Source organism: Adlercreutzia sp. ZJ154, from assembly GCF_011039055.1.
In the GTDB taxonomy this organism is placed as follows: Bacteria; Actinomycetota; Coriobacteriia; order Coriobacteriales; family Eggerthellaceae; genus Adlercreutzia_A.
In genome coordinates this window covers 187079-212126 of the sequence record NZ_JAAKEF010000001.1, presented here as the reverse complement: position 1 = coordinate 212126, position 25048 = coordinate 187079, and the positions used below count along the sequence as shown (strand labels likewise).

Sequence of the window (25048 nt, the reverse complement as noted above, 5' to 3'; positions counted from 1 at the left end):
ATAATGCTTGTTGAAGAGCAGATGCAAAAACTCCAGTTAGCCGAAGAGACTATTGGTTATAAATTTAAGAACGAGAGGTATATTCTCTCTGCTATTACACATCCTTCGGCAGCTGAGGGGAAATCAGTTCGTTTTTCATACGAGAGACTTGAGTTTTTAGGCGATGCAATCCTTGGAGCCATAGTTGTATCTACGGCGTTTAGCCGCTACCCCGATTTAGACGAGGGTGGTCTTACGCGCATTAAGGTGGCGCTTGTGTCGGGTGCTAGTTTAGCCGATGTGGCTGAGGGTTTAGGATTTGCAGATATTATTGTATTTGGTTCTTCCGAAACAGGTACGGGCAAGCGTGGACTGCATTCAGCTTTGGAAAATGTGTACGAGGCAGTTGTGGCTGCGCTTTATTTAGATGGCGGCATTAAGGCTGCAGAGGATTTTGTTAATCGCACATTAATTCCACGTATGAGTGCCGATATGGCAAAAGAGCCCGAGAATCCTAAAAGCGCTTTGCAGGAAAAACTTCAAGAAGATGGTATTACACCTACATATAAGCTCGTAGAAACACAAGGACCGCCGCACGATCGTACATTTGTGAGTCAGGTTTATGCCGGCGACCACGCGCTTGCGCTTGGTACTGGGCGCACCAAAAAAGAGGCAGAAAGCCAAGCGGCGAAGTCTACCTTGGCGCGCTTGAGTGAATTCTTTGGACTAGATAGCGATTTCACTTCTGATGAAAAACGCGCAAAGAAAGATGCAGCGAAGAGGGCTAAAGCGGCGCGTGCAGCTGAAAAGCGCGAACAAAAACAGGCTCAGGCTGCTAAAAAACGCGAACAAAAACAGGCTCAGGCTGCCAGAAAGCGTGAGCAGGCACAAAATCGCAGCGTTCCTTGGAAGAGTCGGGAGCAATAGGCGATATGTATCTGAAATCGCTTGTACTAAAAGGGTTTAAGTCATTTGCCGATCGCAGTGTATTATCGCTAGAGCCGGGCATTACGGCTGTTGTTGGACCAAATGGATCGGGCAAGTCGAACATATCTGATGCGGTGCTTTGGGTGCTAGGAGAGCGCAACGCGCGTCATCTTCGTGGTCAAGCTATGGAAGATGTAATTTTCGCTGGGTCTTCTGCGCGAAAAGCTACCGGCGTAGCTGAAGTTGAATTGGTGTTAGATAATTCGGATGGCACTTTGCCGGTTGACTATAACGAAGTATCTATAGCTAGGCGTATGTATCGTTCGGGAGAAAGCGAATATCTTATAAACGGTACGCTTGCTAGGCGTATGGATGTGCTTGATATTCTGCACGATTCGGGCTTAGGTACTGGTACACATTCTATTATTAGCCAAGGATCACTTGATTCTATTCTGCAATCAGATGCGGCTGATAGGCGAGCGCTAATAGAAGAAGCAGCTGGAGTGCTTAAACATAAGCAGCGCAAGGCTAAAAGCGAGCGCAAGCTGGAAAAAATGGAAGGTCATGTTGCGCGCGTGCGCGATGTAGTGGGTGAAGTTGAGCGGCAGCTTGGACCGCTATCGCGTAAGGCTAAAAAGGCGCAAACATATGCAGATTTGTCTACAGAATTATCTGATATTAAATTAGATTTGGCTGTGGATGACTTGCGCGGATTGCAGGTTAAATGGGACGAAAACAAACAGCTTTTAGCTGAGCTTAATCAAAATTTGGAGGCGAAGCGCTCCGATGTAGATTCGCTTGAAGACACATTGGCTTTACTTCAAGAGCAAATCAGCCAAGATGTTACGGGAGCAGGTGAGCTTTCTCGTAACCATCAGGCATGTCGCAGCGCAGCTGAACACCTAGATTCTACGCTTATGCGTATACGAGACAGGCGAAGAGACGCTAAGCAGAGAACATCTGAGTTGCAAATATCGCTAGATTCCTCTAGGCAGCGCCGCGATGCGATATTAGCTGATTTATCTCAAGCTAATGCTGCATATAGCCAAGCTAATGAAGATTTGAAGAGTGCTAAAGCTAAGGTGGCTGCGCTTGAGGAGTTAAATTTAGGCTTTTCGGATAAACTTCAGTCGCTGCAAGCGAACTCTAAACAACTTGCGCAAGACGAGCGTGAAACTCAGGCGGAGTTGTCGGAGTTTCGCCGCAGAATATCAGAGGCTAGGGAAGCGCGTGCAAATAGTGCTGCTTATCAGAAGGTGCTTGCAGAGCAGCTAAGTGATGCCGAAGCTGCTGTTTTAGTGGCTCGCGCTGATGCGAATGCAGCGCAAGAACAGTTAGAAACTACGAGAGAGGCGCTTGCTCAAATTGCCGAGCAAGAGAAAAAGGCATCAAATCTTGTAGCTAGTTGTGTGGCGGCGCGCAAAACTACCCGCGAAGCGCTAGATGACGCAAAAAGCACCGAGCAATCTTTGTCAGCGCAAGTTGATGCGCTAGAAGAAATGGAGCGTGCAAGCGAACAAAATGCAGGTGCGGCACGTGCATGGATAGCCGAGCATATCGCAAATCTTCCCGGCAATATAGAGCCGTTATCTGGCGTTGTTAAAGCTTCTCCTGATGTGGAGGCTTTAACCGAGATGTTGCTTGCAACAGATGTAATGTCGCTTTTAATAGACAATTTTGACGATCTGACTTTTGCTATGCAAGCACTTCCAGATGACGAGGCGGGCGAAGTTACTTTCTTACTTAGAAACAATACGACTCAATTTAGTGCATCCAGCTATCCTGCTTCGCAGTTTGTTGGAGATGGGCATGCGCTTATTGAAGACTTGAAGTTTGCAGATAGTGCGCGTTCAGCAGTTATCGCTGCTTTGGGAGATATTGTTGTATGCGATACGCTTGGAAAGGCGCTGGCTGCACATAAGGCTGACACTTTAGGTTTGCGTTTTGCTACAAACTCAGGTGATGTGGTTTGGCCTTTTGGTAAGGTTACTATTGGATGTAACGTTGATGAAGGACGTGGTGTTTTATCGCGCGTGCGTCGCATAGAAGAGTTGAAATCTGGGTTAGAAGCTGCGCGCAATGCTACACGGGTTGCTAGTGAACAAGCTGAAGCGGCTGAGGCGCGTTTGACTGAAGCTCAGGGAAGCAGCTTAGATGTAAGCCGCCAGTTAGCTTTAATGCGCGGAAATGTTCAGTCCGATGAAAAAAGAGCTGAAGATGCTGCCAATAAATTGCAGCGTGCCAAAGATGATTTAGAGACTCTTGCACGAAAAAGTGAACAGGCAGCTTTAGAGTCGCAGAAAAAAAATAGCGATTCCGAAAGTTTGGAAGCTCGCGTAAAGGATTTGCAGGAACTTTTAGATAAGGTACAGGCGCAAAAAGCTGTGATTGATTCAGAGCTAGAGCCTATTGCTGAACAAGCTAAAAATTCCGAGATTGAACTTGCGGAAGCAAAATTAACATTGGCAAAAGTGGAAGAGCGGGTTATTTATGCCGAGCGTATGGCTACCCGGCGTTCTGACGATTTGGATGAATTGTCTAAACAAGATAGTGAAACTGCTGCGGTATTGCGAGCTAAGAGTGCTTCGGCTCAGCGCCTAGAATCGCTTCTAGGTATATTTGAAAACTTAGTTTATACTGCGCGAGTTAAAGCTGACGAAATAGGCAAACACGCTATGCGCGCCGAGGATGAATCGAAAAGTTTCCACTCTCGTATATCTGAAACTAGGCAGGCAGCGCAAGATGCCCATAAAGCATACGATGTAGCTACCGAAAAATTAAATGATGCGCGCGTACAGAATGCGCGCTTAGAAATGCAAGTAGAAGCAGCTGTGACGGCTATAACACAAGAATGTGGCGTGCCTGTAGATATTGCACTTTCCAGACCACAACTTGAAGACAGGCCTAGTGCGGAAGAAACTGCCATTCGTCTATCTAAACGCATTTCAAATTTAGGAACCATAAATCCTGACGCGGCAAACGAGTATAGAGAACTAAAAGAGCGTTTTGATTATTTGTCGGCACAGCTTGCCGATCTGGATAGCGCTAGACGCTGTTTGGCACGCATAAATCGCGTAATAGATACTCGCATGAAGGACGATTTTGCTAGAACTTACAAACAGGTTGATGAAAACTTCCAACAGGTTTTCTCTACGCTCTTTCCCGGCGGTGCCGCGCATTTGTCGCTTGATATGCCAGACGATTTGGAAAACTCGGGTGTGGAAGTTAACGCTCAGCCTGCTGGAAAGCGTATTGCAAAAATGTCGCTAATGTCGGGTGGTGAAAAGTCTTTGACGGCACTTGCGCTCTTGTTTGCGGTGTATAAGACACGTTCAACTCCATTCTATATATTGGATGAGGTGGAAGCAGCGCTTGACGATACCAATTTACGTAGATTGTCCGCCTATATAGATTCTCTGCGTTATGACACGCAATTGATAATGATTACTCATCAGCGACGCACCATGGAGATGGCTGATGTGCTATTTGGCGTTTCCATGCAAGCCGATGGTGTAACTAAAGTTATTAGCCAGAAGCTTGATCGCGCACTTGAATACGCAGAATAGGTGATTTTATGGATATGTTCAGCAAGGTAAGTAGCGGACTTGCTAAATCGCGCGATAAATTCAAAGAGGGCATGAATGCTCTGCTTGATAGAGGACCTCAATTGGATGAGGGGTTTTGGGAAGATTTAGAAGAAACACTAATTCTTAGTGATATAGGTCCTGAAGCGGCATTTGGCATAGTGGAAGATTTGCGAGATCAAGCAACTAGGAAGGCTTTGCCCGATTCCTATGCGGTGTTAGATATGTTGGGTTGCCGCATAGAAGCTGAATTTGCGCCGGGTGGCGAAGATATACTGAACGGTGCGGCTGCTGTCGTGTTGTTTGTCGGGATAAACGGCACTGGCAAAACGACTACAGTGGGTAAGTTGGCGAAAGCTGCAACCGATTCTGGTCGAAAGGTTATTCTCGGTTCGGGTGACACATTCCGCGCTGCGGCAATAGAGCAATTGCAGGTTTGGGCTGAACGTGCTGGTGTAGAAATGGTTACACGCGAGCGCGGAAGCGACCCTGCAAGTGTTTGCTTTGAAACTATAGAGCGTGCCGAAGATATAGATGCCGATTTGGTGTTGATAGATACAGCGGGCAGACTTCATACATCTGAAGATCTTATGCGCGAACTTCAAAAGGTTGTAAATGTAGTGCGCAAACGTTCTAATATTGCTGTGTATACAGTGTTGGTAGTTGATGCCACAACTGGTCAAAACGGATTACAGCAGGCACGTGAATTCGACCGAGCGCTAGATTTAGACGCGCTTATTGTTACAAAGATGGACGGATCAGCAAAAGGTGGCATAGCTATCTCAATTTCGCACGATTTAGGGCTTCCTATAATCAAGATGGGTGTTGGCGAGGGAATAGACGATCTGCGCGATTTTGATGCTCACGAGTATGTGGCCGCGCTAATAGGCGATTACAATACTAACGAGGAAACAGTTGAGGGCTTTATCGAGCAGGATGCTGCAGCACCGCCTAAGATGACTTGGGCTGAATTTGTTGAAATGGATGATGCTGGAAAAATTGCTGGCAAAAAGCATTTCTGGGAGAAGTGGTAAATAATGCTTGAGAATCTTTCTTCGCGATTACAGGGAATATTTAGTGGTCTACGCTCTAAAGGGCGTCTTACTGAAGATGATATAAACTCGGCAATGCGCGAAATACGTATGGCGCTTCTCGAAGCTGATGTTAATTTCAAAGTTGTTAAAGCGTTTGTAGCTAGAACTAAAGAGCGTTGTCTTACGAGTGAGGTGCTTGATTCGCTTACACCTGCACAAAATGTGACAAAGATTGTGTTAGATGAGCTTATTGAACTTCTAGGGCGCACCGATTCTAAACTTGTAATGTCTGGACGCATTCCGAACGTAATAATGCTTGTAGGATTGCAGGGCTCTGGTAAAACTACAGCTGCATCAAAATTAGCGTATCGCTTAAAGCAGGAAGGTCATTCGCCTCTTTTGGTTGCGTGCGATGTTTATAGACCGGCTGCTGCCGACCAGCTTCAAACACTCGGTGGCGAAATAGGTGTGCGAGTGTTTCGCGAAGATGGACAAGACCCGGTAAAAATTGCGCAAGACAGCATACAAGATGCTATAGATAATCTGCGCGATGTGGTAATAATAGACACAGCTGGTCGTTTGCATGTTGATGAAGAAATGATGGCTGAAGCTGCGGCTATTAAAGAGGCTACAAAGCCTGATCAGATATTAATGGTTGTAGATGCTATGACCGGACAAGATGTTGTTAGTGTTGTAGAAGCGTTTTCCGACAGGGTAGATTTCGACGGCGTAATAATGTCAAAAATGGATGGTGACGCGCGTGGCGGTGGCGCACTTTCTGTACGCGAAGTAACTGGTAAGCCTATTAAGTTTATCAGTTCGGGCGAAAAGCCAGATTCGCTTGAAGAATTCCATCCAGATCGTATGGCAAAGCGTATTCTTGGTATGGGCGATATGATTTCGCTTATCGAAAACGCAGTACGTGTGCAACAAGAGGAAGATGAAGCACAGGCTGCCGAGGAACTGGCGCGAGGAAATCTTACTCTTAACGACTTTATAACTATGAATAGGCAAATCCGCAAAATGGGTGGCGTTAGCAAATTGATAAGTGCGCTTCCCGGTGGCGACAAAATGCTAGGTTCTGGGCAAGTTGATGAAAATGCGCTGGACGATATGGAAGTCATAATTAATTCTATGACGGCTGAAGAGCGAGTAAAACCAGAGGTGCTCAATGCTAGTCGGCGACAGCGCATAGCAAAAGGCGCGGGTGTTACGGTAACTGATGTAAATAACCTAATGAAGCGCTATAACGAAACAAAAAAGATGGTCAAGAAAATGACAGCCGGGCTTTCCCAGCAGCCTAAGCGCAACAAAAAAGGTAAAAAGGGAAAGAAGACACGCCGACGCGGTATGGGAATTGCGGGTCTAGAGGGTCTAAGTATGTCCGATTTGAAAAATATATCCAATATGATGGGCGATAAATAGTAGTTTATAGGAGCAGAATTTCATGGCGAAAAAGCGCATAGGTGTTGTAAGCGATACGCACGGAAAGTTGCCCAAAGAGGTATTCGATCTATTTAACGGCAATTGGAGCAGCGAAAAGCTTGCAGAAAGCGCAGTTCAATGCTATGAAGTTTCCTATCGAGAAGACGGCACAGTAGTTTTAGATGATGCACGGGCAAAAAATGTTATAGATACATGTGCGTGTAATCTTATATTGCACGCAGGTGATATAGGGGCGCAAAGCACGCTGGACGAATTAGGGGCTATAGCGCGCAATATTGCTGTGCTGGGAAATAACGATCATGCAATATTTTGGTGCAGCGATGGGGAAGTACCAGTTTTTCGTAGTTTTACATTTTGCGGGTTAGACATTGCAATGATGCATATTCCGTCTGATTTACGAACGGCGCTACACGGAGAATATCCTACGGTAGAGCCTGCTGTTCGTAAGATGCCCGATTTGGCTGTATATGGGCACACCCATATACCCGAAGTAAAAATGGATGGCAATACCTTGGTGGTATGCCCCGGTTCTCCCACGCAATCGCGTCGCGGCGGCGGTCATAATGTTGCCCTTATAGATATAGATGATAACCATTTGCGTTGTGTCTATATCATCTGCCTACCTTAAGAACAAACAGTCTGACACAGGCATTTTCTTTATGTTTATTTAAGTGTATTAGGAATTTAAAAACTTAGAAGATCTCGAACTTCTATATCTAATGCGTCTGCAATACGCATAAGGTCATCTATTCCAACTCCAACACGCCCTGTTTCTATTCGCCAAATATGAGATTTGCTACTACCAATCATAAGCGCAAGCTTATTTTGAGACAGCTTTTGCGCTTCTCTGCGTTCACGTATAGCTTTCCCTAGTGCACGTCTTTTGCGTTCGATATTCATATATCAAGCGTATGTGCTAATATCTAATAGATGGCTCCATATTTGAAGCCACATACTTCAATTCATCATGTTTTGAATTTGTGGCATTTTACTTTACTGGAAAGGATGAATATGAAATAAGATGAACGAATAATATAGGTAGTTACTGTTTTGTTTCTAACTAAGCTTTTGTTTAAAAAGGCGAAAAGGTATGAATTATGTCATTAAATGAAATGAAAAAACGCATTGCGGAAACCACGGATGTTCTTTTTGACAAAACGAAAGAGTTAAGTCAAAAAACTGCTGAAAGCGCATCAAAAGGACTTAAAAGTGTTTCAGATATAGCTCATCAGGCTCATCACGATATGCGTTTAGCATACTATAATCCGGTTTTTCCCGAAGACTATACCGATTCACAGTTTGACCTTCCGGATATGATCGTAATAGAAGACGAAGATGCACGAAAATGCATAGATGTCTGCGAGGGGTCTATCGGTTGGCTTAGCAAAGAGGCAGGTGTAGAGGTTTTGCATCTTTACAAAGAGTTCGTTGCTCTAAGTGGATTAAATTTCTTTCCAATGATCAACTGCGATGCTGTTTACTATTCAGACACTTTTGATAACAAAAGATTTATAGATCTCAGTTCGTATTATGACGTGATCCAAAAAGACAAAATGACAGAACTGCGCAATATTGCTTATTCTTTAGGTGCAAAAGAATGCCGTCTTGAATCTTACGAAGAAGAAAAAATGATAAGCAGGAAAAAGGTTAGGGGCAAAGCAAAGACTAAAGTGAATGCTTTAGGCGAATTTTCTTCTTCGAAAGAATCTAGCCGAAAAAACTCTGTATTATTTGAGCAGAAATTCGAAGGTAGCAACAATCCGGTAAGACCAGAACTAACTTGGTACGCGCACGATAAGGAGTTGCTTTCTTTAATAGATATGCGTTGTTCTGATAGCGGTTCAATACAGGAATACAATATCGAAATAAATTCTTCGCTGTCTAGCACTATGTCAGCAACAAGGGCTTGCAAATTAGATACAGCGCTAAAAAAGCTCGGAGTTGTTTGTAATTTTTCATTAGAAAGTGAATACGAGACAGAATCGAGACGGCATTTGCTTTTCTATATAAAGTTTTAACTTCGATATTTGTTCGTATCTTCTCGTCCCCTGTTACCATTAAGAAATATTGAACTCTGTAAAAAGCTGATCTCTATAAGCTGGGTCTTTAAAGGCTTTAAGTACATCATCTTCGCGGTTATGGGAGAAAAGTGTTTCCACTAATGCTGCATAACGCATTTCAGCTTCCGCGCGACCACGTTCTAACCCTCGCTCTTCTCCCTCTTTAAGAGCAGCTTTGCGGGCTATACGTACTTCTCGCTCCCAATCTTCTCCTATTGTACTTACAGAAAACACCTTATTCACCCACCCTCTATCTTTATTGGCTCTATCTACAGCGCAAGCAATTGATGTAACTAGTTTGTCTTGTTTATCTATTTTACCAGTGGAGACATACTCCATAAAAGAAAGTAGATGCTTATCTTTTGTCTTTGCATAGTCTTTGCAGTTAAGAGCAATCCAGTGTATACCGCTGTCTATGTCTAAAGATGTGTCTTGTCTACATATTGGTTCTATTTCATATACAGGAAGCCCTGCTTTGAAAGGATCGTGATTGCAAACAAAGATAATATAGCTTGTGGATAGCTTATCGTAGTCGGCTCCTTTATCAAGCGATGTAGTATCAATAGATGCTTGATAGTATCTATATCTCCTAGCGATATCTGCTCTTTGTTGAACTTGTAGTTCTATGTCAAAAACTTCATGTTTTGTCTTAGCAAACAAATCTAACCTAACACTCTTAAAATCTAGTCTAGGTTCTATTGCTTGTTCAGCGTTTTTGTAAATCAGGTCATCAATTTGTTTACCTAATACACACTCTAGAAAGTCTTTACATATATCTTTTTGAATCATTACGCGATTAAACATAAATTGATTAGTAATAGAGATAGTGCTTTGTTGCGTATCCATAGCAATCTGTTCTTTCTCTAGAAGACTTATAAATCTTCTAATCAAGACTAGATTGCAAACCTTATATTTGTGTATCAAAAATGCGATATCAAGTGACATACAAACCTTGGCACAAAACCAACTGATTGCAACACCTATTGACATCTCAAATCCTCATAGTTGCAACTTTTAATGAATGTAAATCTTGCAGAAAGCTGACAAATGCATGACATTAGCCTCGGGCGATGCTGACGCTTTTAAGCAGCAGATTAGAAGTTCCTGCGGTATTGCATAGGAGACAGCCATCCAAATAGCTATTTGCAGTGTTCTTATGTCTAATTCTATGCATGCGCTTACCATATGCCGCTCTTTCTGCGCTGCTCGCAGCGTATAAGAATTAATTAGCGCTACAATAGGCGCATTCTTATCAAGACGAGCGAAGGAGCATCTCGTAATGGGTAGAGTTTACAATTTCTCGGCAGGTCCTGCAGTTTTGCCAGAAGAAGTGTTGCGTGAAGCACAGGCAGGCATGTTGGATTACAACGGTACAGGCATGTCGGTAATGGAGATGAGCCATCGTTCAAAAGCATTTGCTGAAATAATTGAAACTGCGGAAGCTGATATTCGCGAATTGATGGCAATTCCCGACAATTACCATGTGTTGTTTTTGCAGGGTGGCGCAACACAGCAATTTGCTGCTATCCCTATGAATTTGATGAAAAATGGCGTGGCTGACTATATTGTGTCTGGCTCTTGGTCAAAAAAGGCATTTAAGGAAGCAAAAATATATGGTGATGCCCGTTGTGTTGCATCTAGTGAAGATGAGAATTTTAGCTATGTGCCCGACGTGGACTCTTTGAAATTTTCCAATGATGCCGATTATGTATATATATGTCAAAACGAAACAATCTACGGTACGCGTTATCCGAAATTGCCCAACACGGGTAATATCCCGCTGGTTTCAGATGTGTCTTCTATGTTCCTTTCAGAGCCTATGAACGTTTCTGATTATGGTCTGATTTATGGTGGCGTACAGAAAAATGTAGGTCCGGCGGGTGTTGTTATAGTTATAGTTCGTGAAGATCTTGTTCGTGAAGACGTTAATCCGGCTACTCCTACTATTATGCGTTATCTTACTCAAGCTAATGCTAAAAGCTTGTCAAACACACCGCCTTGCTGGGGTATATATGTTTGCGGCTTAGTTTTCAAATGGCTGAAAAACATGGGCGGTCTTTCGGCAATGAAGCAAAAGAATGAAGAAAAGGCGGCGCTGCTATATGAATTCCTAGATCAGTCTAAGCTATTTAAAGGCACCGCACGCAAAGACTGTCGCTCTTTGATGAATGTGCCGTTCATAACTGGCGACGCTGATTTAGATGCAAAATTTGTTGCAGAATGCAAGAATCACAATATCGAATCGATTAAAGGTCATCGCTCTGTTGGTGGAATGCGCGCTAGTATTTATAATGCTATGCCTAAAGCTGGAGTGCAAGCACTTGTCGATTTCATGGGTCAATTTGAAAAGGAAAACTTGTAGCCAAGTATTTGTTTCCCAAAATTAAGGACATACAATGACCAAGAAGATTCTAATTACTGAAAAAATAGCCGACGAGGGAATAGATATACTGCGTAGGCGCGGTTTTCAGGTGGACGAAAAGTTAGAGCTTTCCTCCGAGCAGCTTGTAGAGCAAATAGGGGAATACGATGCCCTTATTGTGCGCTCTGCTACTCATGTTACTTCGCAGGTTATAGATGCAGCGAAGAATCTTAAAATTATTGGTCGCGCTGGTGTTACTGTTGACAATATAGATATAGATGCCGCCAATTCTCACGGAATTGTTGTATGCAATGCACCTACATCGAACATAATTTCTGCAGCTGAATTTGCTATGGCTATGCTTTTATCGTCTGTCAGAAAAATTCCTCAAGCAAATGCGTCTATGCACAGCGGCAAGTGGGATAGGCGCGATTTCATGGGAAGTGAGCTTTACGGCAAGACACTTGCGATATTCGGTCTAGGTCGCGTTGGCAGCCTTGTGGCTGAAAGGGCGAAGGCGTTTGGCATGAATCTTATCGCCTACGATCCGTATTGCAGTCCCGATCGCGCAATGCAACTTGATGTTACTTTGTTCAACAGTGTAGAAGACGTGCTTCCTCGTGCCGATTTCATAACCCTACATTTGCCGAAAACTGAAGAAACAGTTGGCATGTTTGGACCGAAGGAATTTGCAGCCATGAAGAATGGCGTAGTTCTGATCAACTGCGCACGAGCTAGCATTTTGAACATGGATTCACTGGCTGATTTTGTAGCTGCTGGCAAAATAAGCGCAGCGGCTATAGATATATTCCCCGAAGAGCCTTGCTATTCTAGTCCGCTACATGAACTACCGAATGCGATACTAACACCACACGTGAATGCTGTTACAAAAGAAGCTCAGGTGCGCGCCGGCGAGCAAATTGCCGAATACGTGTGGGCTGGGCTTGAAGGTTCAATAGTTCCTACAGCAATAAACGCTACTGGTTTGCCACCTGAGGTAATGGATAGATTGCGTCCTTATATGCCAGCTTGTCGAATGGTTGGACGCATGGCTTCAAGCATATTGAAACGCATTCCTAAACGGTTGTTGGTGCAGCTAGAGGGCAGAATTGCTGATGCAGACCCGGATATGTTAGTTGCGGGAGTTGTAGATGGCATACTTTCATATAAGCAGGTAGGCTCTGCTATGCCTGATAATGCGCGCTTGATGGCTGAACGTCACGGCATGAAAGTGGAGACACATTCTTGTGATGATGCTCAGGAATTTGCATCTGCTGTACGCATAAAAGCTGATGGCGTAGAAATAGCGGCTACTCTATACGGAATAGATATGCTTCCGCGCATTATTTCGCTTATGGGATACAAAATTGATATTGCTCCTGCGGCGCAATCGCTTGCATTTGAGTATATTGATGCTCCCGGTAGAGTAGGCATAATAGGCACGATTTTAGGTGCCGCTGATGTGAATATAACCACCATGCAGATTGGAACTAAATCTGAGGAAAAGTGTGCGCTTGTTTACATGAATGTAGAGGGCGAAGTTACCGACGCAGTGCTTAATGAGCTTCGTGAATCGATAGACTTGAAGAACCTCTGGCACATACGTCTATAATATATTACTTACTTTGATATTATGCAGGCAGTCGTTTTATTGACGGCCTGCATTTATTTTGGGAGAACGGAGGATGCGTATGACTCGCAAGATTGACATCTTCGACACTACGCTGCGCGACGGCGAACAATCGCCCGGCGCTTCTATGAACACCGAGGAAAAATTAGTTATAGCGCGACAGTTGCTGCGTTTAAATGTGGACGTAATAGAAGCTGGATTTCCAATTTCTAGCCCCGGTGATTTTGAGAGTGTGCGTAAGATTTCAGAGCTTGCGGGTGATAATGCTACAGTAGCAGCGCTAACGCGTGCGGTTGAAAAAGACATTGTTGTGGCTGCTGATGCACTGAAATATGCCAAACGTCCACGCATTCATACAGGCATTGGCGTATCTGAAAGCCATATGCGCGACAAACTTCGGCTTACTCCCGATGAAGCTGTAGAGCGCGCTGTGGCTGCTGTGAAGTGTGCAAAGCAATATGTAGACGATGTTCAGTTTTATGCAGAAGATGCCGGACGATCTGATTACGATTTTCTTGTTCGCATGATTCAATCTGTTGTTGATGCTGGTGCTACTGTTGTTAATATTCCTGATACTACTGGCTATTCATTGCCGGAGGAATTTGGGCAGCGCATTAAATATCTTGTAGATAATGTGGTCGGAATTGAAAACGTTACTATAGCTGTACATTGCCATAACGATTTGGGTATGGCAACAGCTCTTGCTATGGCTGGTGTTGCAAATGGTGCGCGACAGATTGAGTGCACTATAAATGGTCTTGGTGAACGCGCGGGCAATACTGCCATGGAAGAAGTTGTTATGGCTATGCGTATGCACGGAGAAGAACTTGATGCGCATACTGATATAAATACTCGTGAATTTATGAAGGCGAGTAGGCTTGTTTCCACTATCACAGGTATGAATGTTCAGGCTAATAAGGCGATTGTGGGCGCAAATGCGTTCGCGCATTCTTCTGGAATACACCAAGATGGTGTACTAAAGAAGCGTGATACTTACGAAATAATTGATCCTGCCGATGTTGGTGCTGGCGAAAGTCAGATTGTTCTTACAGCTCGAAGTGGGCATGCGGCACTGAAGCATCGTCTCGAAGAGCTTGGGTATGAATTTGATGGCGAAAAACTTGATGAGTTATACGAGGCATTCTTGAATTTGGCAGACAAGAAGAAGGAAATTTACGACGAAGATCTGGAAAGCCTTGTAAACGAGCGCGATCGCGAAGAAACAGCGCTATATTCCCTTGAGAGCGTGCAGATAAGTTGCGGTTTCCCGCTGAAACCCACAGCTACCGTTACTATCCAAGACCCCGAGGGTGATGTTATTACAAAATGTGAGTGGGGTACGGGTCCGGTGGATGCAGCCTATAAAGCAATCGATAGCATAATAGGCATAAACGCAGACCTTACCGAATTTTCAGTGCAGTCGGTTACGCGCGGAATTGATGCATTGGGTGAAGTTACGGTTCGCGTGAAAGCCAAAAATGGTGAAATGTATACCGGTCGTGGTGCTGATGGCGACATAATCGTGTCGTCTGCAAAAGCGTATCTAAATGCTCTGAATCGTCTAATAGGAGAGCGCCACTAAGCGTTTATCGAAATCATAGTTCGTCATATATATTCACTTGGATAATGTGGCGGGCTGTGATATTATCTATTCAGTGCGCAGGTATGTATAAAGACTTTTCGTTTTCTTTGAAAAGTGGGCTTGTCCCGCTTTTTTTATTGTCAGAAGGCGGAAGCCAGAAAGGGAGAAATGCTCACATCGAAAGAACAGAAGCTATTGTGTGCGCTTGAGCCGCGTGCAGCACAAGAGGGAATCGAAATAGTTACTATCGAGATAGTTGGCGCTAAGCGCGCTCCTATCATACGTATCTATATCGATGCCGATGGTGGAGTTAGTTTCGATGAGCTCTCGTCTGCTCAGGCTTGGATGGGCGAAATGCTAGATGTTATAGACCCGTTTCCGGGAGCATATACGATGGAAGTATCGTCGCCCGGCATAGATAGACCGCTACGTACACGTGCACATTTTGAGCGTTTTGTTGGAAGCCGTGCTAATGTCCGAACGGCTGCGCCCATAGATGGTAGGTCAAATTTCAAAGGTACGATAGAACCTTTCCGAGGCGAAAGTCTTGTACTTACGACTGATAACGGAGAAGTTTGTATACCTTTTGAGGCTATAAAAAGAGCCAATTTAATCGGAGAAATAGTTTTTTAAGCGAAGGAGAAAACGTGTCCGAATCAGAAAGCTCATTGATTGAAGCGTTGCAATTGTTAGCGCATGAGCGCAAGATTGACGAATTTTATATCATAGAGCGGTTAGAGGAGTCACTTGCAAAGAGCTACGAGCGCATTCTAGATTTGGAATACGATGCGCGCGTCACAATTGATCGCCAAACTGGCAAGATCTATGTATACGAACTTGTACCTATTGGTGAGCCAGAAGAAGTGGAAGATGAAGAAACTGGAGATGTAGAGCTTGTTTATCACGACTTTGAAGAGCGCGATGTAACGCCCGAGAATGTAAGCCGTATCGCGGCTCAGAATGCCAAAAGTGTAATAGCTGCTATCGTTCGTGACGCAACTCGTCAGACTATATATGAAGAGTTCTCTGGTCGTGTGGGCGATCTTATTACAGGAACAGTTTTACAGGGCACACCCGACTTCACTATCGTAAAAATACGTGATGGCGTTGAAGCAGAACTTCCACATTACGATTTGAAGCGTAATCCCAACGAGCGCAACGAACGTCCGTCTAATGAGCATTATCGCCATAATCAGCGCTTAAAGGTGCTTATAATTGAAGTGCGCGACCCGTCTTCTGATGCACCGCGTGTAAGGGGAGAGCAGGCGAAACCTTCAATTGTGGTATCGCGTACCCACCCCGATTTAATTAGGCGTTTATTCGAAATTGAAGTTCCTGAAATATATGAAGGCGTGGTTGAGATCAAATCCATTGCCCGCGAACCCGGCGCTCGTTCTAAAGTTGCTGTCGATTCGCGAGAGAGCAACCTAGACCCAGTAGGCGCGTGCGTTGGTCCAAAGGGCAGCCGCGTGCGTATGGTTGTAGAAGAATTGCGCAACGAGCGTGTTGACGTTATACAGTGGAGTGAAGATCCTAGTGTATATGTTGCAAATGCTCTGTCACCTGCTAAGGTACAAAGCGTTACTATAGACCCAGAAAACCATTATGCTACTGTTGTGGTGCCCGATGATCAGTTATCGCTTGCTATTGGTAAAGAAGGGCAAAATGCGCGTCTTGCAGCGCGACTAACAGGGTGGCATATAGACATTCGCTCTTCTAGTATGTCAGGTGAATCGCTTGTAGATGAAAATATCCTGATAGATGAAGAGGAAACAGAAGACGAATTCTGCATCTATGTTAGCGAAGATGGTACGCGTTGTCGCAATCATGCGCGTCCGGGTTCAAAGTATTGTGGGGTACATGCGGGCGCTGAGGAAGAGGCGCTGGTTTAAGATTGATGCAGCTTGAAGCGAAGCTTGAATGGAGTGATATATGGCCGCTATGCGCGTACATGAGTTAGCGAAAGAATTTAACATGTCCAGCAAAGACATGCTTGCGAAGCTTCGCGAAATGAAGATAGCAGCAAAGTCGCATGCTAGTGTGCTAACCGATGCGGATGTAGAGGCAATCCGCAAGAATATAGAGCCTGCGATACTTCAGCGTGCTGGTGAACTTGACGCTAAAGCGAAGAAGGCTTTAGAGAAAGAGCAGGCAGAAAGCGCAAAGCAGAAAGCTGAAGAAGAGGCTGCTAGGCGTGCGGCTGTTGAGGCGGAGCGTGCTGCGCGTGAGGCTGCAAGAGCTGCGCGTGGTGAAGATGCTCCTCAACAAAAAGAGGAGGAAAAGGAAGCACCCGCTCCGCGTAAAGTGCGCAAGATTGAGACTAAGAGCTCTAGTTTTGATAGCTTAGCTAGCCAGATAGAGTCTGAAAAAGAGCGCGTAGAACGCGAACGTAAGGAAGCACGTGCACGTGCGCGCGCTGAAAAGGCACGCGCTGAAGTGGCTAAAAAACAAGCGGTAGAAGAAGCTCTGCGCAGCAGAGGTAAAAAGTCGCAGGCAAAAGCTGCAGAAGTGCAGCCACAACACGAGCATGTGGCTGCACCGGTATCTACGCCTGCTGAAAACACACGGTTTAGCTCTTTGCTATCGCAAATAGAATCTGAAACACAGCGTATGCAGTCGCAGAAAAAGCCAGCGCCGGCGCAGAAGACAGAACATCAGAATCAAAAACGCGGAAAGCACAAGCGAAATAAGAATAAAGCTCAGTATGTTCCCGAATTAGAAACTGAACAAGAAAATCAAAGCGAAGATCGCTATGCGCAAATGGCGGTTCAAGCTGAAAAATTACAGCGTGACAAAGTTCTTGCAGAAGCGCGAGCAGCTGTAGAGGCGGCAACTACCCACGAGGGCGAAGGTAGACGCAAGAAGCGCAAGGAAAAGCGTGAAGCAGAGGCTAGAGAGCGTGCAGAGGCTGAGGCTATAGAGCGCGGTATAGACCCCACGCTTGTGCTGGATGATTCGGTGGTTGAGGTTCCGCAAGGTGCAACGGTTGGCAAGCTAGCCGAATTGTTAAATGTTCAACCAAATGACATTATTAAGCGTCTATTCTTGCTGGGGCAAGCGCTTACGTTAACTCAGTCTATGAGTGACGATTTGATCGATATTGTGGCAGACGATATGGATCGCAAAGTGCGCATTGTTTCTCCAGAAGAAGAATACGCCGTTGTGTACAACGACACGGAAGACGATTTGAAGCCAAGACCGCCTGTAGTTACTGTTATGGGTCATGTTGATCATGGTAAGACTTCACTACTTGACGCTATTAGAGATACTGGCGTAGTTGCAAGTGAAGCTGGTGGCATAACACAGCATATAGGTGCATCTGTTGTTGATATAAATGGGCGACAGATAACTTTTATCGATACTCCCGGCCACGAGGCATTTACTGCCATGCGTGCTCGTGGTGCACAAGTAACCGATATTATCGTTTTGGTCGTAGCAGCAGATGACGGCGTTATGCCTCAAACAATAGAAGCTATTAATCACGCAAAAGCTGCTGATGTTCCTATTGTTGTTGCTGTAAATAAAATAGATAAAGATGGAGCCAACCCCGATCGTGTTCGTCAGGAATTAACCGAATATGAGGTTATTCCAGAGGAATGGGGCGGGCAAAATATGTTTGTAGAGGTTTCTGCAAAGAAACGTCTATACATTGACGATCTGCTGGAAACTATTATTTTGCAAGCCGACGTGTTAGAGCTGAAGGCTAACCCCGATGCGCTCGCGTCCGGCTTTGTTATTGAAGCTAATTTGGATAAAGGTCGCGGACCTGTAGCTACGGTGCTTATCCAGCGTGGTACTTTACATCCGGGAGATGCTGTAGTGGCTGGAACATCTTATGGGCACGTTCGCGCATTGGTTAATCCGCATGGCGAACATGTTGAAGCTGCTATGCCTGCCGATCCGGTTGAGATATTAGGCTTGAATTCCGTTCCTGTTGCAGGTGATGAGTTCCGTGTATTTGCAGATGAACGCGACGCGCGTAAGCTGGCAGAGGAAAGACAATTGCGTGAGCGTGTGGCTGAACAGCGCCATACATCTCATATGAGCTTAGACGATTTGTTTAGCCGAATTGAGGAAGGCAAGCAAACCGACCTCAATCTTATTGTGAAAGCGGACGTGCAAGGTTCAATTGAGGCATTGCGTGATGCTTTCGATAAGATGGATCAATCTGAAGTTCGCATCAATATTGTTCACTCTGCTGTTGGTGGCATAACTGAAACAGATGTAACTTTGGCGGCGGCATCCGATGCTATTATTATTGGTTTTAATGTGCGTCCAACTGGTAAAAGCCGCCAGCAAGCTGAAAAAGAAAAGGTAGACATTCGCCTGTATCGTGTTATTTATCAGGCGATAGAAGATATTAATCAAGCTAGGGTGGGCTTGCTTTCCCCCGATATCGTAGAAGAAGACACTGGCATCGCCGAGATACGTGAAACCTTCAAGGTTCCCAAGGTTGGTACAATTGCTGGCTGCTATGTTATAGAAGGCGAAATCAGTCGCGATAATAATGTGCGTGTTGTGCGCGATGGCACTGTTATTTACGAGGGTACTATAGAAAGTCTTCGTCGCTTCAAAGATGATGTTAAGAGCGTTTCGCGTGGTTTTGAATGCGGCATTGGCATCGCAGGTTACCAAGATGTAAAAGTTGGCGATACTATCGAAGGGTATACTGTTAAAGAAGTAGAGCGTACCGAATAAGAACTTTTATAGCGACCTTGTTTTTGCATAAGAAGAAGTAGTTTTGGCATAACGCAAGGTCGCTTGGTTCATCTAGGTTTTAGCCTTTAAGGAATTCTGACGCGCTGCGAATTCTTAATGTTGCTGATTGAATTGTGAGGTGATTTCAGTGAAAGAAGGCAATCGTAAAGTTGATGAACGGGCACGCGAAGTAATTTCAAACATTATGCTATTTGATATATCTGACCCAAGATTACAGATGGTTACTATTACCGGATGTAATGTTAGCTTTGATCGTGCATACTGCGATGTTTACTACACATCTGAGCCCAATAGATATACAGACGTAGAAGCTGCTTTTAGCGCTGCAAAGGGTCATATTCGCTCCCTGATGGCAAAAAGGCTTGATTGGAAGCAAGCGCCAGAGTTGCGCTTTCACTTGGACGAAACAGTAGATGCGGCAGAAAAGCTTGAACAGTTCATCAATGCTGAAAAAGAACGACAAGCTGCATACGGCAATACAGTGGAGTAGGCAAGGAATTCGATAAGCTATGGCGGTAACTCCACAAACTAATACAACGCTTAACGAGATAGCGGAAGCCCTTTTGAAACATGACCGTATTTGTATATGCGGTCATGTTAGTCCTGATGGCGACTGTATTGGGTCGCAATTAGCGCTGCGTTGCGCACTAGCGCAACTAGGAAAAGAAGTTGTGGTGCTTTTAGCTAGCGCTGACAAGCTAAGTGTAAGTTTCGAATTTCTTCCGGGTTTTGAAGAATTGATACCAGCAGCTTCATTTGAAGGTACTTGCGATGTGTTTGTGCAAGTTGATGTTCCCAATGCGCGAAGATTGGGTGAGGATGCGTCGAAGATCAGACAAAGCGCTTCTCTTACAATAACTATTGATCACCATGCTGTAGATGAGCGAGAGACTCATCTTAGTTATACCGATCCAGATGCTGCGTCAACTAGTATGCTTGTGTGGGAGACTGTAAAACATTTAGGGGTAGATTTAACTAAAGATATAGCAACTTGTGCATATACCGGATTGATGACCGATACTGGCAGGTTTCAGTATCAAAATGCCGATTTGCGCGCTTTTAGAGCAGCTTGCGAAATGGTAGAAGCTGGTGCAGATCCGGCGTTTATATCGGCAGAGTTTTTCCAGCGTGCTACATTGGCTTCCATACAACTTGAAGCGGCAGCCATAAACAATATGCGCTTCATATGTGATGGATGTGTTGCTCTTAGTTTTATTACTCAAGACGAAATGAAGCGCGCAGGTGCTGTTAAGTCTGATTGTGAGCAGCTTATCAATACGCTGCGCTCTATTGATGGCGTTAAAGTGGCTGCTATGTTGCGCGATGAAGGCAAGCAAGTTCGTGGCAGTTTTCGATCGAAAGATACAACCGACGTATCTGCTATAGCAAAGCGCTTCGGTGGCGGTGGACACAAAGCAGCAGCGGGGTTCACACTATATGAGCCGCTAGATAAAGCTGTACGTATGGTGGAAAAAGCGCTATGCCAAGTTTTTCGCGAGGGTAATAATTGAAGCGCGGAGAGGCGGGGCTTAGCCTTGTTATAGGTGTTGATAAGCCGAAAGATCTTACATCACATGATGTAGTTGGTCGCTGCAGGCGTATTTTTAATGAAAAGCGGGTAGGGCACGCTGGCACACTTGACCCTATGGCTACGGGCGTACTGCCAATTTTGGTAGGTTCTGCAACGCGCCTGAATCGATATATGTCTGGTCACGATAAGCGCTATGAAGCAGTTGTTGCATTTGGTAGCGCAACAGACACAGACGATGCGCAAGGTAAGGTTATTCGTCAATCTGCTGTGCCAAGAGAAGTGCTTGATAGCGGATTTGCTATGTCGGTTCTTGAGCGATTTACTGGCTGCATAAAACAGATTCCTCCGATATATTCAGCGCTGAAGCGCAACGGTAAGAAAGCATGTGATGAAGCGCGCAGAGGAAACGTGGTTCAACTAGATCCACGCGATATTGAAGTATACGAGGCGCGTTTGCTTGGTATATTGGAAACGGATGGCGTTGTAGCTTGGCGTTTAATGTTTCATGTATCCAAAGGTACTTATATACGCTCACTAGCACGTGATATAGGCAATGCGTGCGGTAGCGCCGCACATCTTCAAGCACTAAGACGCACATCGGCAGGTTTGCTTCAAATTGACGATTGCGTAACGCTAGAGACGCTGGAAAGAATTGGGCTAGGCGCTTCGATAGACCCGGTGCAGGCGCTCGGTTTCCCTATAGTTTTTGTAGATGAAGCAAATGAAAAGAAAATAAGAAATGGCATGTCTTTCCCTTTGAATGACCAAGTATTTTATGAATATCCTGCTGTGTCTTGGAGGGAACGTGCTTGTTCGTGCACGTCTGGTTTAGTTGAATGTTGTGATGCGCCTATCGATGGGTGCGCTATTAGTGTGGTGCGCGCAAATATGCTGTTGGCAATATACAGAGTTGATGTTTCGAATTGTCTTTTAAGAGCCGAATGTGTTTTTCAGAATGGGGTTAGTCGTGGCAGAGGTATTTGAGCTTGGTATATCTTCAGCAGATATACGTCTTTCAGGATGTGTGTGTGCCATAGGTGTCTTCGACGGCATTCATTTAGGACATAAAGCCATAATAAATAAAGCTTTGGAAGATGCCAAAGCAAGAAAAGTTCCGTGCGTTATTGTTACGTTTAGCGTAGATCCTGACGAGATATTTAAGGGTGAAAATTTCCGAAAAATAATGAGCAATACCCAGCGTATTTCGGCTTTATCTGAAACGGGTGCAGATAAAGTTGCTGTTCTTATGTTTGAAAGAGATATGGCATGTAAGTCTCCAGAGGAATTCTTAGATGCCGTGTTTTCAAATGCTGCTGTTGTTGCTATACATGTTGGCTGCGATTTTAGATTTGGTAAAGCTGCAGCGGGCACTGTGGCAGATTTGCGGAAATGGGCGGCTGAATATGATGTTTCTATTTGCGCACACGATCTTCTAACCTTTGGTGGTGTTCGCATTTCATCTACGAGAATACGTGGATTACTTGAAGACGGCAATGTGGTATGCGCCCGAGAACTTTTAGGACATCCGTATACACTTGAAGGAAATATTGTTCGCGGGCGTGAAGCTGGACGCGAAATGGGTATACGAACGGCTAATCTTAAAATACCTACCAACATGCGCGTATTGGGTAGTGGCGTGTATGCCGCGTATGCAGTTTTGGATAAAAAGCGATACAAGGCTGCGGTTTCTGTTGGAATATCGCCAACATTTGAAGACATTGCAGAGTCGAATATAGAGGCTCATATTTTAGACTTTGATGGTGATATTTACGGCAAAGAACTAACGCTTGAATTTATTGATTATATTCGCCCTATGCAGCGCTTTGATAGTGTTGATAGGTTGGTGGCAACTATTAAGCACGATATATCCTATGTAAAAAAGAGCCTTTAGCAACATATTTAGCTGCATATACAATCCTTTAACATGTATAGTAGCTAACAACCGATAAAATCATGTTGTTGCTGTCTTGCGGCTGTAATTGCGTTTCAGCCACAAGACCACAACGTCACTCAAGGCTTAACCTTAGGAGGAGATGTGACAACAGCTATAGCTTGGCTTGCTCCTGTATGTGCCTTAGTTGGCATATTAGTGGCAACCTACCTCGGAAATTGGGTTTTAAAACAAAACCCGGGTTCTGACAAAATGAACGGTATCTCCAAGAAGATACAACAAGGTGCGAAAGCGTTTTTGATGAGCGAATATAAGCTGCTCATCATTTTTATGGTGGTAGTTGCCATAGTTATGGCGATTGCTTTGTCGTGGGTTACAGCTCTAGCATTCATTACTGGTGGTTTGCTGTCGGCGGCTGCCGGATATGTTGGTATGCATGTTGCTACTCGCGCTAATACCAGAACAGCGTATGCTGCAGAAACTTCTGTTGCCAAAGCTCTTACGGTTAGTTTCCGTAGTGGTCTTACCATGGGGCTTTGCGTTGCCTCGTTTGCGCTGATGGGTTTGTCGCTTTGGTTGATAGTTATGGTATTTTCCGGCATTAACCTGTTCGACCTAGAACTTGCTTATAAGTTCACTATGGATATCGCGCACGAGCATATCGGCATGGTGGAAGGCTTTGCGACCGGAGCGTCTGCTGTGGCTCTATTTGCCCGTGTTGGTGGCGGCATTTATACAAAAGCAGCCGACGTTGGTGCCGACCTTGTTGGTAAGGTAGAGGCAGGCATTCCCGAGGATGACCCGAGAAATCCTGCAACCATAGCTGATAATGTTGGCGATAATGTAGGCGATGTTGCCGGAATGGGTGCTGACTTGTTTGAGAGCTACACTGGCTCTATTTTAGCCCCTACAATTCTTGCGGTAACGTTTGGTGCACTTGGCGGCTACTTTGTTGGCGGAGATTTAATTTGGGCTATTGTTACTCCGGTTGTTATAGCGGCATGTGGCATTATTACTTCAATAATAGGTTTGTTTGCAGTACGCACCAAGGAAGGTGCCGATCTGCATAAGGCGCTAAATCGTGGTACTTATGTTGCTGCCGGTATAGAAATTGTAATAATACTCTGCATATTCCTAATCTGGAGTAATCAATCTGTTGTTTCTCAACCTGTGTGGCTGTTTGGTTCGGTTATATGTGGTTTGGTCGCCGGTCTTGCTATAGGCAAGATTACAGAGTATTTCTGCTCCGATCATTACAAACCGGTTCACAAAATTGCTGAAAGCGCAGAAACCGGTGCGGCAACCGTAATTATTGAAGGTCTGTCTACCGGCATGCTGTCAACTATTGCTCCGATAATCTTAGTAGCGCTTGCCATAATAGGCGCATTTGTATGCGGCAATATGGCTTTCCCGCTAGCTGGATTAGGTGTCGAAAAAACTATTGCTGTTGGTCTTTATGGTGTTGGTCTTGCTGCTACTGGCATGCTTTCAAATACTGCTATAACAATCGGTGTTGATGCATACGGTCCTGTGGCTGACAATGCTGGTGGCATAGCTGAAATGGCTGGTCTTCCCGAAGAAGTACGCGATCGTACCGACGCGCTTGATGCTGTAGGCAATACAACTGCCGCTATTGCTAAGGGCTTCGCTATTTCTAGTGCTGGTCTATCTGCAATATCGCTTTTCGTATCCTATCAAGCAACAATGCACAATTATTTGCCAGAATTTGAACTTGCGCTTACAGATCCACTTATCGTGGCTGGTATTTTTATAGGCGCAATGATGCCTTTCATGTTTGCAGCGCTTACTATGGGTGCAGTTTCGCGCGCAGCGCATGCAATGGTTGAGGAAGTTCGTCGTCAATTCCGCGAAATACCCGGAATTATGGAATACAAAGCCGAGCCTGAATACGATAAGTGTGTGGCTATTTCAACTACATCTGCACTTCGCGAAATGATGACCCCGGGCATAATTGCAATTGTGGTGCCAATTGTAATCGGATGCATCGATCCGGCTATGCTAGGTGGCTTCCTTGCAGGAGCTGTTGCTACTGGTATGTTGATGGCTATATTCATGTCGAATTCGGGTGGCGCTTGGGATAATGCTAAGAAATACATAGAACAGGGCAACTTTGGCGGTAAGGGTAGCGAAGCTCATAAGGCTGCCGTTGTGGGCGATACTGTGGGCGATCCTTTCAAGGATACGTCTGGTCCCTCAATGAACATTCTTATTAATTTAATGACTATCGTGGCACTTACTTTTAGTCCTCTGTTTATTACTATACAGATGATGTTCTAGTTTAA

At 44.8% G+C, this 25048-nt stretch carries 19 protein-coding genes; 17 read left to right on the top strand and 2 right to left on the bottom strand.

The window, feature by feature from the left end:
• The first annotated feature begins 3 nt into the window (after positions 1-3).
• The 5 genes from rnc to G7Y37_RS00955 are packed head-to-tail and all read left to right on the top strand — an operon-like array spanning position 4 to position 7598.
• On the top strand, positions 4-906 hold the full coding sequence (gene rnc, locus G7Y37_RS00975; RefSeq protein ID WP_370514589.1) for a ribonuclease III: 903 nt from the start codon (positions 4-6) through the stop codon (positions 904-906).
• Positions 885-4472, top strand: a complete 3588-nt coding sequence (gene smc / locus G7Y37_RS00970; RefSeq protein WP_241155943.1) for a chromosome segregation protein SMC — start codon at positions 885-887, stop codon at positions 4470-4472. Before rnc ends, smc begins: the two co-directional genes overlap by 22 nt.
• A gap of 8 nt (positions 4473-4480) precedes the next feature.
• On the top strand, positions 4481-5524 hold the full coding sequence (gene ftsY / locus G7Y37_RS00965) for a signal recognition particle-docking protein FtsY (RefSeq protein WP_165060341.1): 1044 nt from the start codon (positions 4481-4483) through the stop codon (positions 5522-5524).
• 3 nt (positions 5525-5527) lie between these two features.
• On the top strand, positions 5528-6949 hold the full coding sequence (gene ffh / locus G7Y37_RS00960; RefSeq protein ID WP_165060339.1) for a signal recognition particle protein: 1422 nt from the start codon (positions 5528-5530) through the stop codon (positions 6947-6949).
• A 22-nt stretch (positions 6950-6971) separates the two neighbouring features.
• The gene (locus tag G7Y37_RS00955) at positions 6972-7598 is read left to right on the top strand and encodes a YfcE family phosphodiesterase (RefSeq protein ID WP_165060337.1); all 627 of its coding nucleotides are present in this window, start codon (positions 6972-6974) and stop codon (positions 7596-7598) included.
• Between the two features lie 56 nt (positions 7599-7654).
• On the opposite strand, the gene G7Y37_RS00950 is transcribed toward G7Y37_RS00955, so the two are convergent.
• Positions 7655-7870 carry a helix-turn-helix domain-containing protein gene (locus G7Y37_RS00950; protein WP_165060335.1) on the bottom strand — a complete coding sequence of 72 codons (216 nt, stop codon included), beginning with the start codon at positions 7868-7870 and terminating at the stop codon, positions 7655-7657.
• A 197-nt stretch (positions 7871-8067) separates the two neighbouring features.
• Between G7Y37_RS00950 and G7Y37_RS00945 the strand changes: the two genes are divergently transcribed.
• On the top strand, positions 8068-8988 hold the full coding sequence (locus G7Y37_RS00945) for a hypothetical protein (RefSeq protein ID WP_165060333.1): 921 nt from the start codon (positions 8068-8070) through the stop codon (positions 8986-8988).
• 39 nt (positions 8989-9027) lie between these two features.
• Here G7Y37_RS00945 and G7Y37_RS00940 read toward each other — a convergent pair whose 3' ends face one another.
• Complete coding sequence (locus tag G7Y37_RS00940; RefSeq protein ID WP_165060331.1) at positions 9028-9876, bottom strand: Rpn family recombination-promoting nuclease/putative transposase; 849 nt, start codon at positions 9874-9876, stop codon at positions 9028-9030.
• A gap of 433 nt (positions 9877-10309) precedes the next feature.
• Here G7Y37_RS00940 and serC point away from each other — a divergent pair, with 433 nt between their 5' ends.
• The 11 genes from serC (at position 10310) to G7Y37_RS00885 (ending at position 25043) form a co-directional block, all read left to right on the top strand.
• Positions 10310-11392 carry a 3-phosphoserine/phosphohydroxythreonine transaminase gene (gene serC, locus G7Y37_RS00935; protein ID WP_165060329.1) on the top strand — a complete coding sequence of 361 codons (1083 nt, stop codon included), beginning with the start codon at positions 10310-10312 and terminating at the stop codon, positions 11390-11392.
• 34 nt (positions 11393-11426) lie between these two features.
• On the top strand, positions 11427-13004 hold the full coding sequence (serA, locus tag G7Y37_RS00930; RefSeq protein WP_165060327.1) for a phosphoglycerate dehydrogenase: 1578 nt from the start codon (positions 11427-11429) through the stop codon (positions 13002-13004).
• A gap of 79 nt (positions 13005-13083) precedes the next feature.
• Entirely contained in the window at positions 13084-14604 is a 1521-nt protein-coding gene (locus G7Y37_RS00925) for a 2-isopropylmalate synthase (RefSeq protein ID WP_165060325.1), read from the top strand.
• A gap of 168 nt (positions 14605-14772) precedes the next feature.
• Positions 14773-15237 carry a ribosome maturation factor RimP gene (gene rimP / locus G7Y37_RS00920; RefSeq protein ID WP_165060323.1) on the top strand — a complete coding sequence of 155 codons (465 nt, stop codon included), beginning with the start codon at positions 14773-14775 and terminating at the stop codon, positions 15235-15237.
• Between the two features lie 14 nt (positions 15238-15251).
• Complete coding sequence (gene nusA / locus G7Y37_RS00915) at positions 15252-16496, top strand: transcription termination factor NusA (RefSeq protein WP_241155942.1); 1245 nt, start codon at positions 15252-15254, stop codon at positions 16494-16496.
• 40 nt (positions 16497-16536) lie between these two features.
• Entirely contained in the window at positions 16537-19302 is a 2766-nt protein-coding gene (infB, locus tag G7Y37_RS00910; protein ID WP_165060320.1) for a translation initiation factor IF-2, read from the top strand.
• A 148-nt stretch (positions 19303-19450) separates the two neighbouring features.
• Positions 19451-19813, top strand: a complete 363-nt coding sequence (rbfA, locus tag G7Y37_RS00905) for a 30S ribosome-binding factor RbfA (RefSeq protein ID WP_241155941.1) — start codon at positions 19451-19453, stop codon at positions 19811-19813.
• Between the two features lie 19 nt (positions 19814-19832).
• Positions 19833-20834 carry a bifunctional oligoribonuclease/PAP phosphatase NrnA gene (locus G7Y37_RS00900; RefSeq protein WP_165060317.1) on the top strand — a complete coding sequence of 334 codons (1002 nt, stop codon included), beginning with the start codon at positions 19833-19835 and terminating at the stop codon, positions 20832-20834.
• A complete protein-coding gene (gene truB / locus G7Y37_RS00895; RefSeq protein WP_165060314.1) occupies positions 20831-21838 on the top strand; it encodes a tRNA pseudouridine(55) synthase TruB in 1008 nt (335 codons plus the stop codon). Before G7Y37_RS00900 ends, truB begins: the two co-directional genes overlap by 4 nt.
• Positions 21822-22745 carry a riboflavin biosynthesis protein RibF gene (gene ribF, locus G7Y37_RS00890; protein WP_241155940.1) on the top strand — a complete coding sequence of 308 codons (924 nt, stop codon included), beginning with the start codon at positions 21822-21824 and terminating at the stop codon, positions 22743-22745. Before truB ends, ribF begins: the two co-directional genes overlap by 17 nt.
• Positions 22746-22889: 144 nt before the next feature.
• Positions 22890-25043, top strand: a complete 2154-nt coding sequence (locus G7Y37_RS00885) for a sodium-translocating pyrophosphatase (protein ID WP_165060310.1) — start codon at positions 22890-22892, stop codon at positions 25041-25043.
• Positions 25044-25048 lie beyond the last annotated feature (5 nt).

Coding starts and splice junctions, on each gene's coding strand:
- rnc (WP_370514589.1), top strand. CDS start 4: ATGCTTGTTGAAGAGCAGATGCAAAAACTCCAGTTAGCCGAAGAGACT.
- ftsY (WP_165060341.1), top strand. CDS start 4,481: ATGGATATGTTCAGCAAGGTAAGTAGCGGACTTGCTAAATCGCGCGAT.
- ffh (WP_165060339.1), top strand. CDS start 5,528: ATGCTTGAGAATCTTTCTTCGCGATTACAGGGAATATTTAGTGGTCTA.
- G7Y37_RS00955 (WP_165060337.1), top strand. CDS start 6,972: ATGGCGAAAAAGCGCATAGGTGTTGTAAGCGATACGCACGGAAAGTTG.
- G7Y37_RS00950 (WP_165060335.1), bottom strand. CDS start 7,870: ATGAATATCGAACGCAAAAGACGTGCACTAGGGAAAGCTATACGTGAA.
- G7Y37_RS00945 (WP_165060333.1), top strand. CDS start 8,068: ATGTCATTAAATGAAATGAAAAAACGCATTGCGGAAACCACGGATGTT.
- G7Y37_RS00940 (WP_165060331.1), bottom strand. CDS start 9,876: ATGGATACGCAACAAAGCACTATCTCTATTACTAATCAATTTATGTTT.
- serC (WP_165060329.1), top strand. CDS start 10,310: ATGGGTAGAGTTTACAATTTCTCGGCAGGTCCTGCAGTTTTGCCAGAA.
- serA (WP_165060327.1), top strand. CDS start 11,427: ATGACCAAGAAGATTCTAATTACTGAAAAAATAGCCGACGAGGGAATA.
- G7Y37_RS00925 (WP_165060325.1), top strand. CDS start 13,084: ATGACTCGCAAGATTGACATCTTCGACACTACGCTGCGCGACGGCGAA.
- rimP (WP_165060323.1), top strand. CDS start 14,773: ATGCTCACATCGAAAGAACAGAAGCTATTGTGTGCGCTTGAGCCGCGT.
- infB (WP_165060320.1), top strand. CDS start 16,537: ATGGCCGCTATGCGCGTACATGAGTTAGCGAAAGAATTTAACATGTCC.
- G7Y37_RS00900 (WP_165060317.1), top strand. CDS start 19,833: ATGGCGGTAACTCCACAAACTAATACAACGCTTAACGAGATAGCGGAA.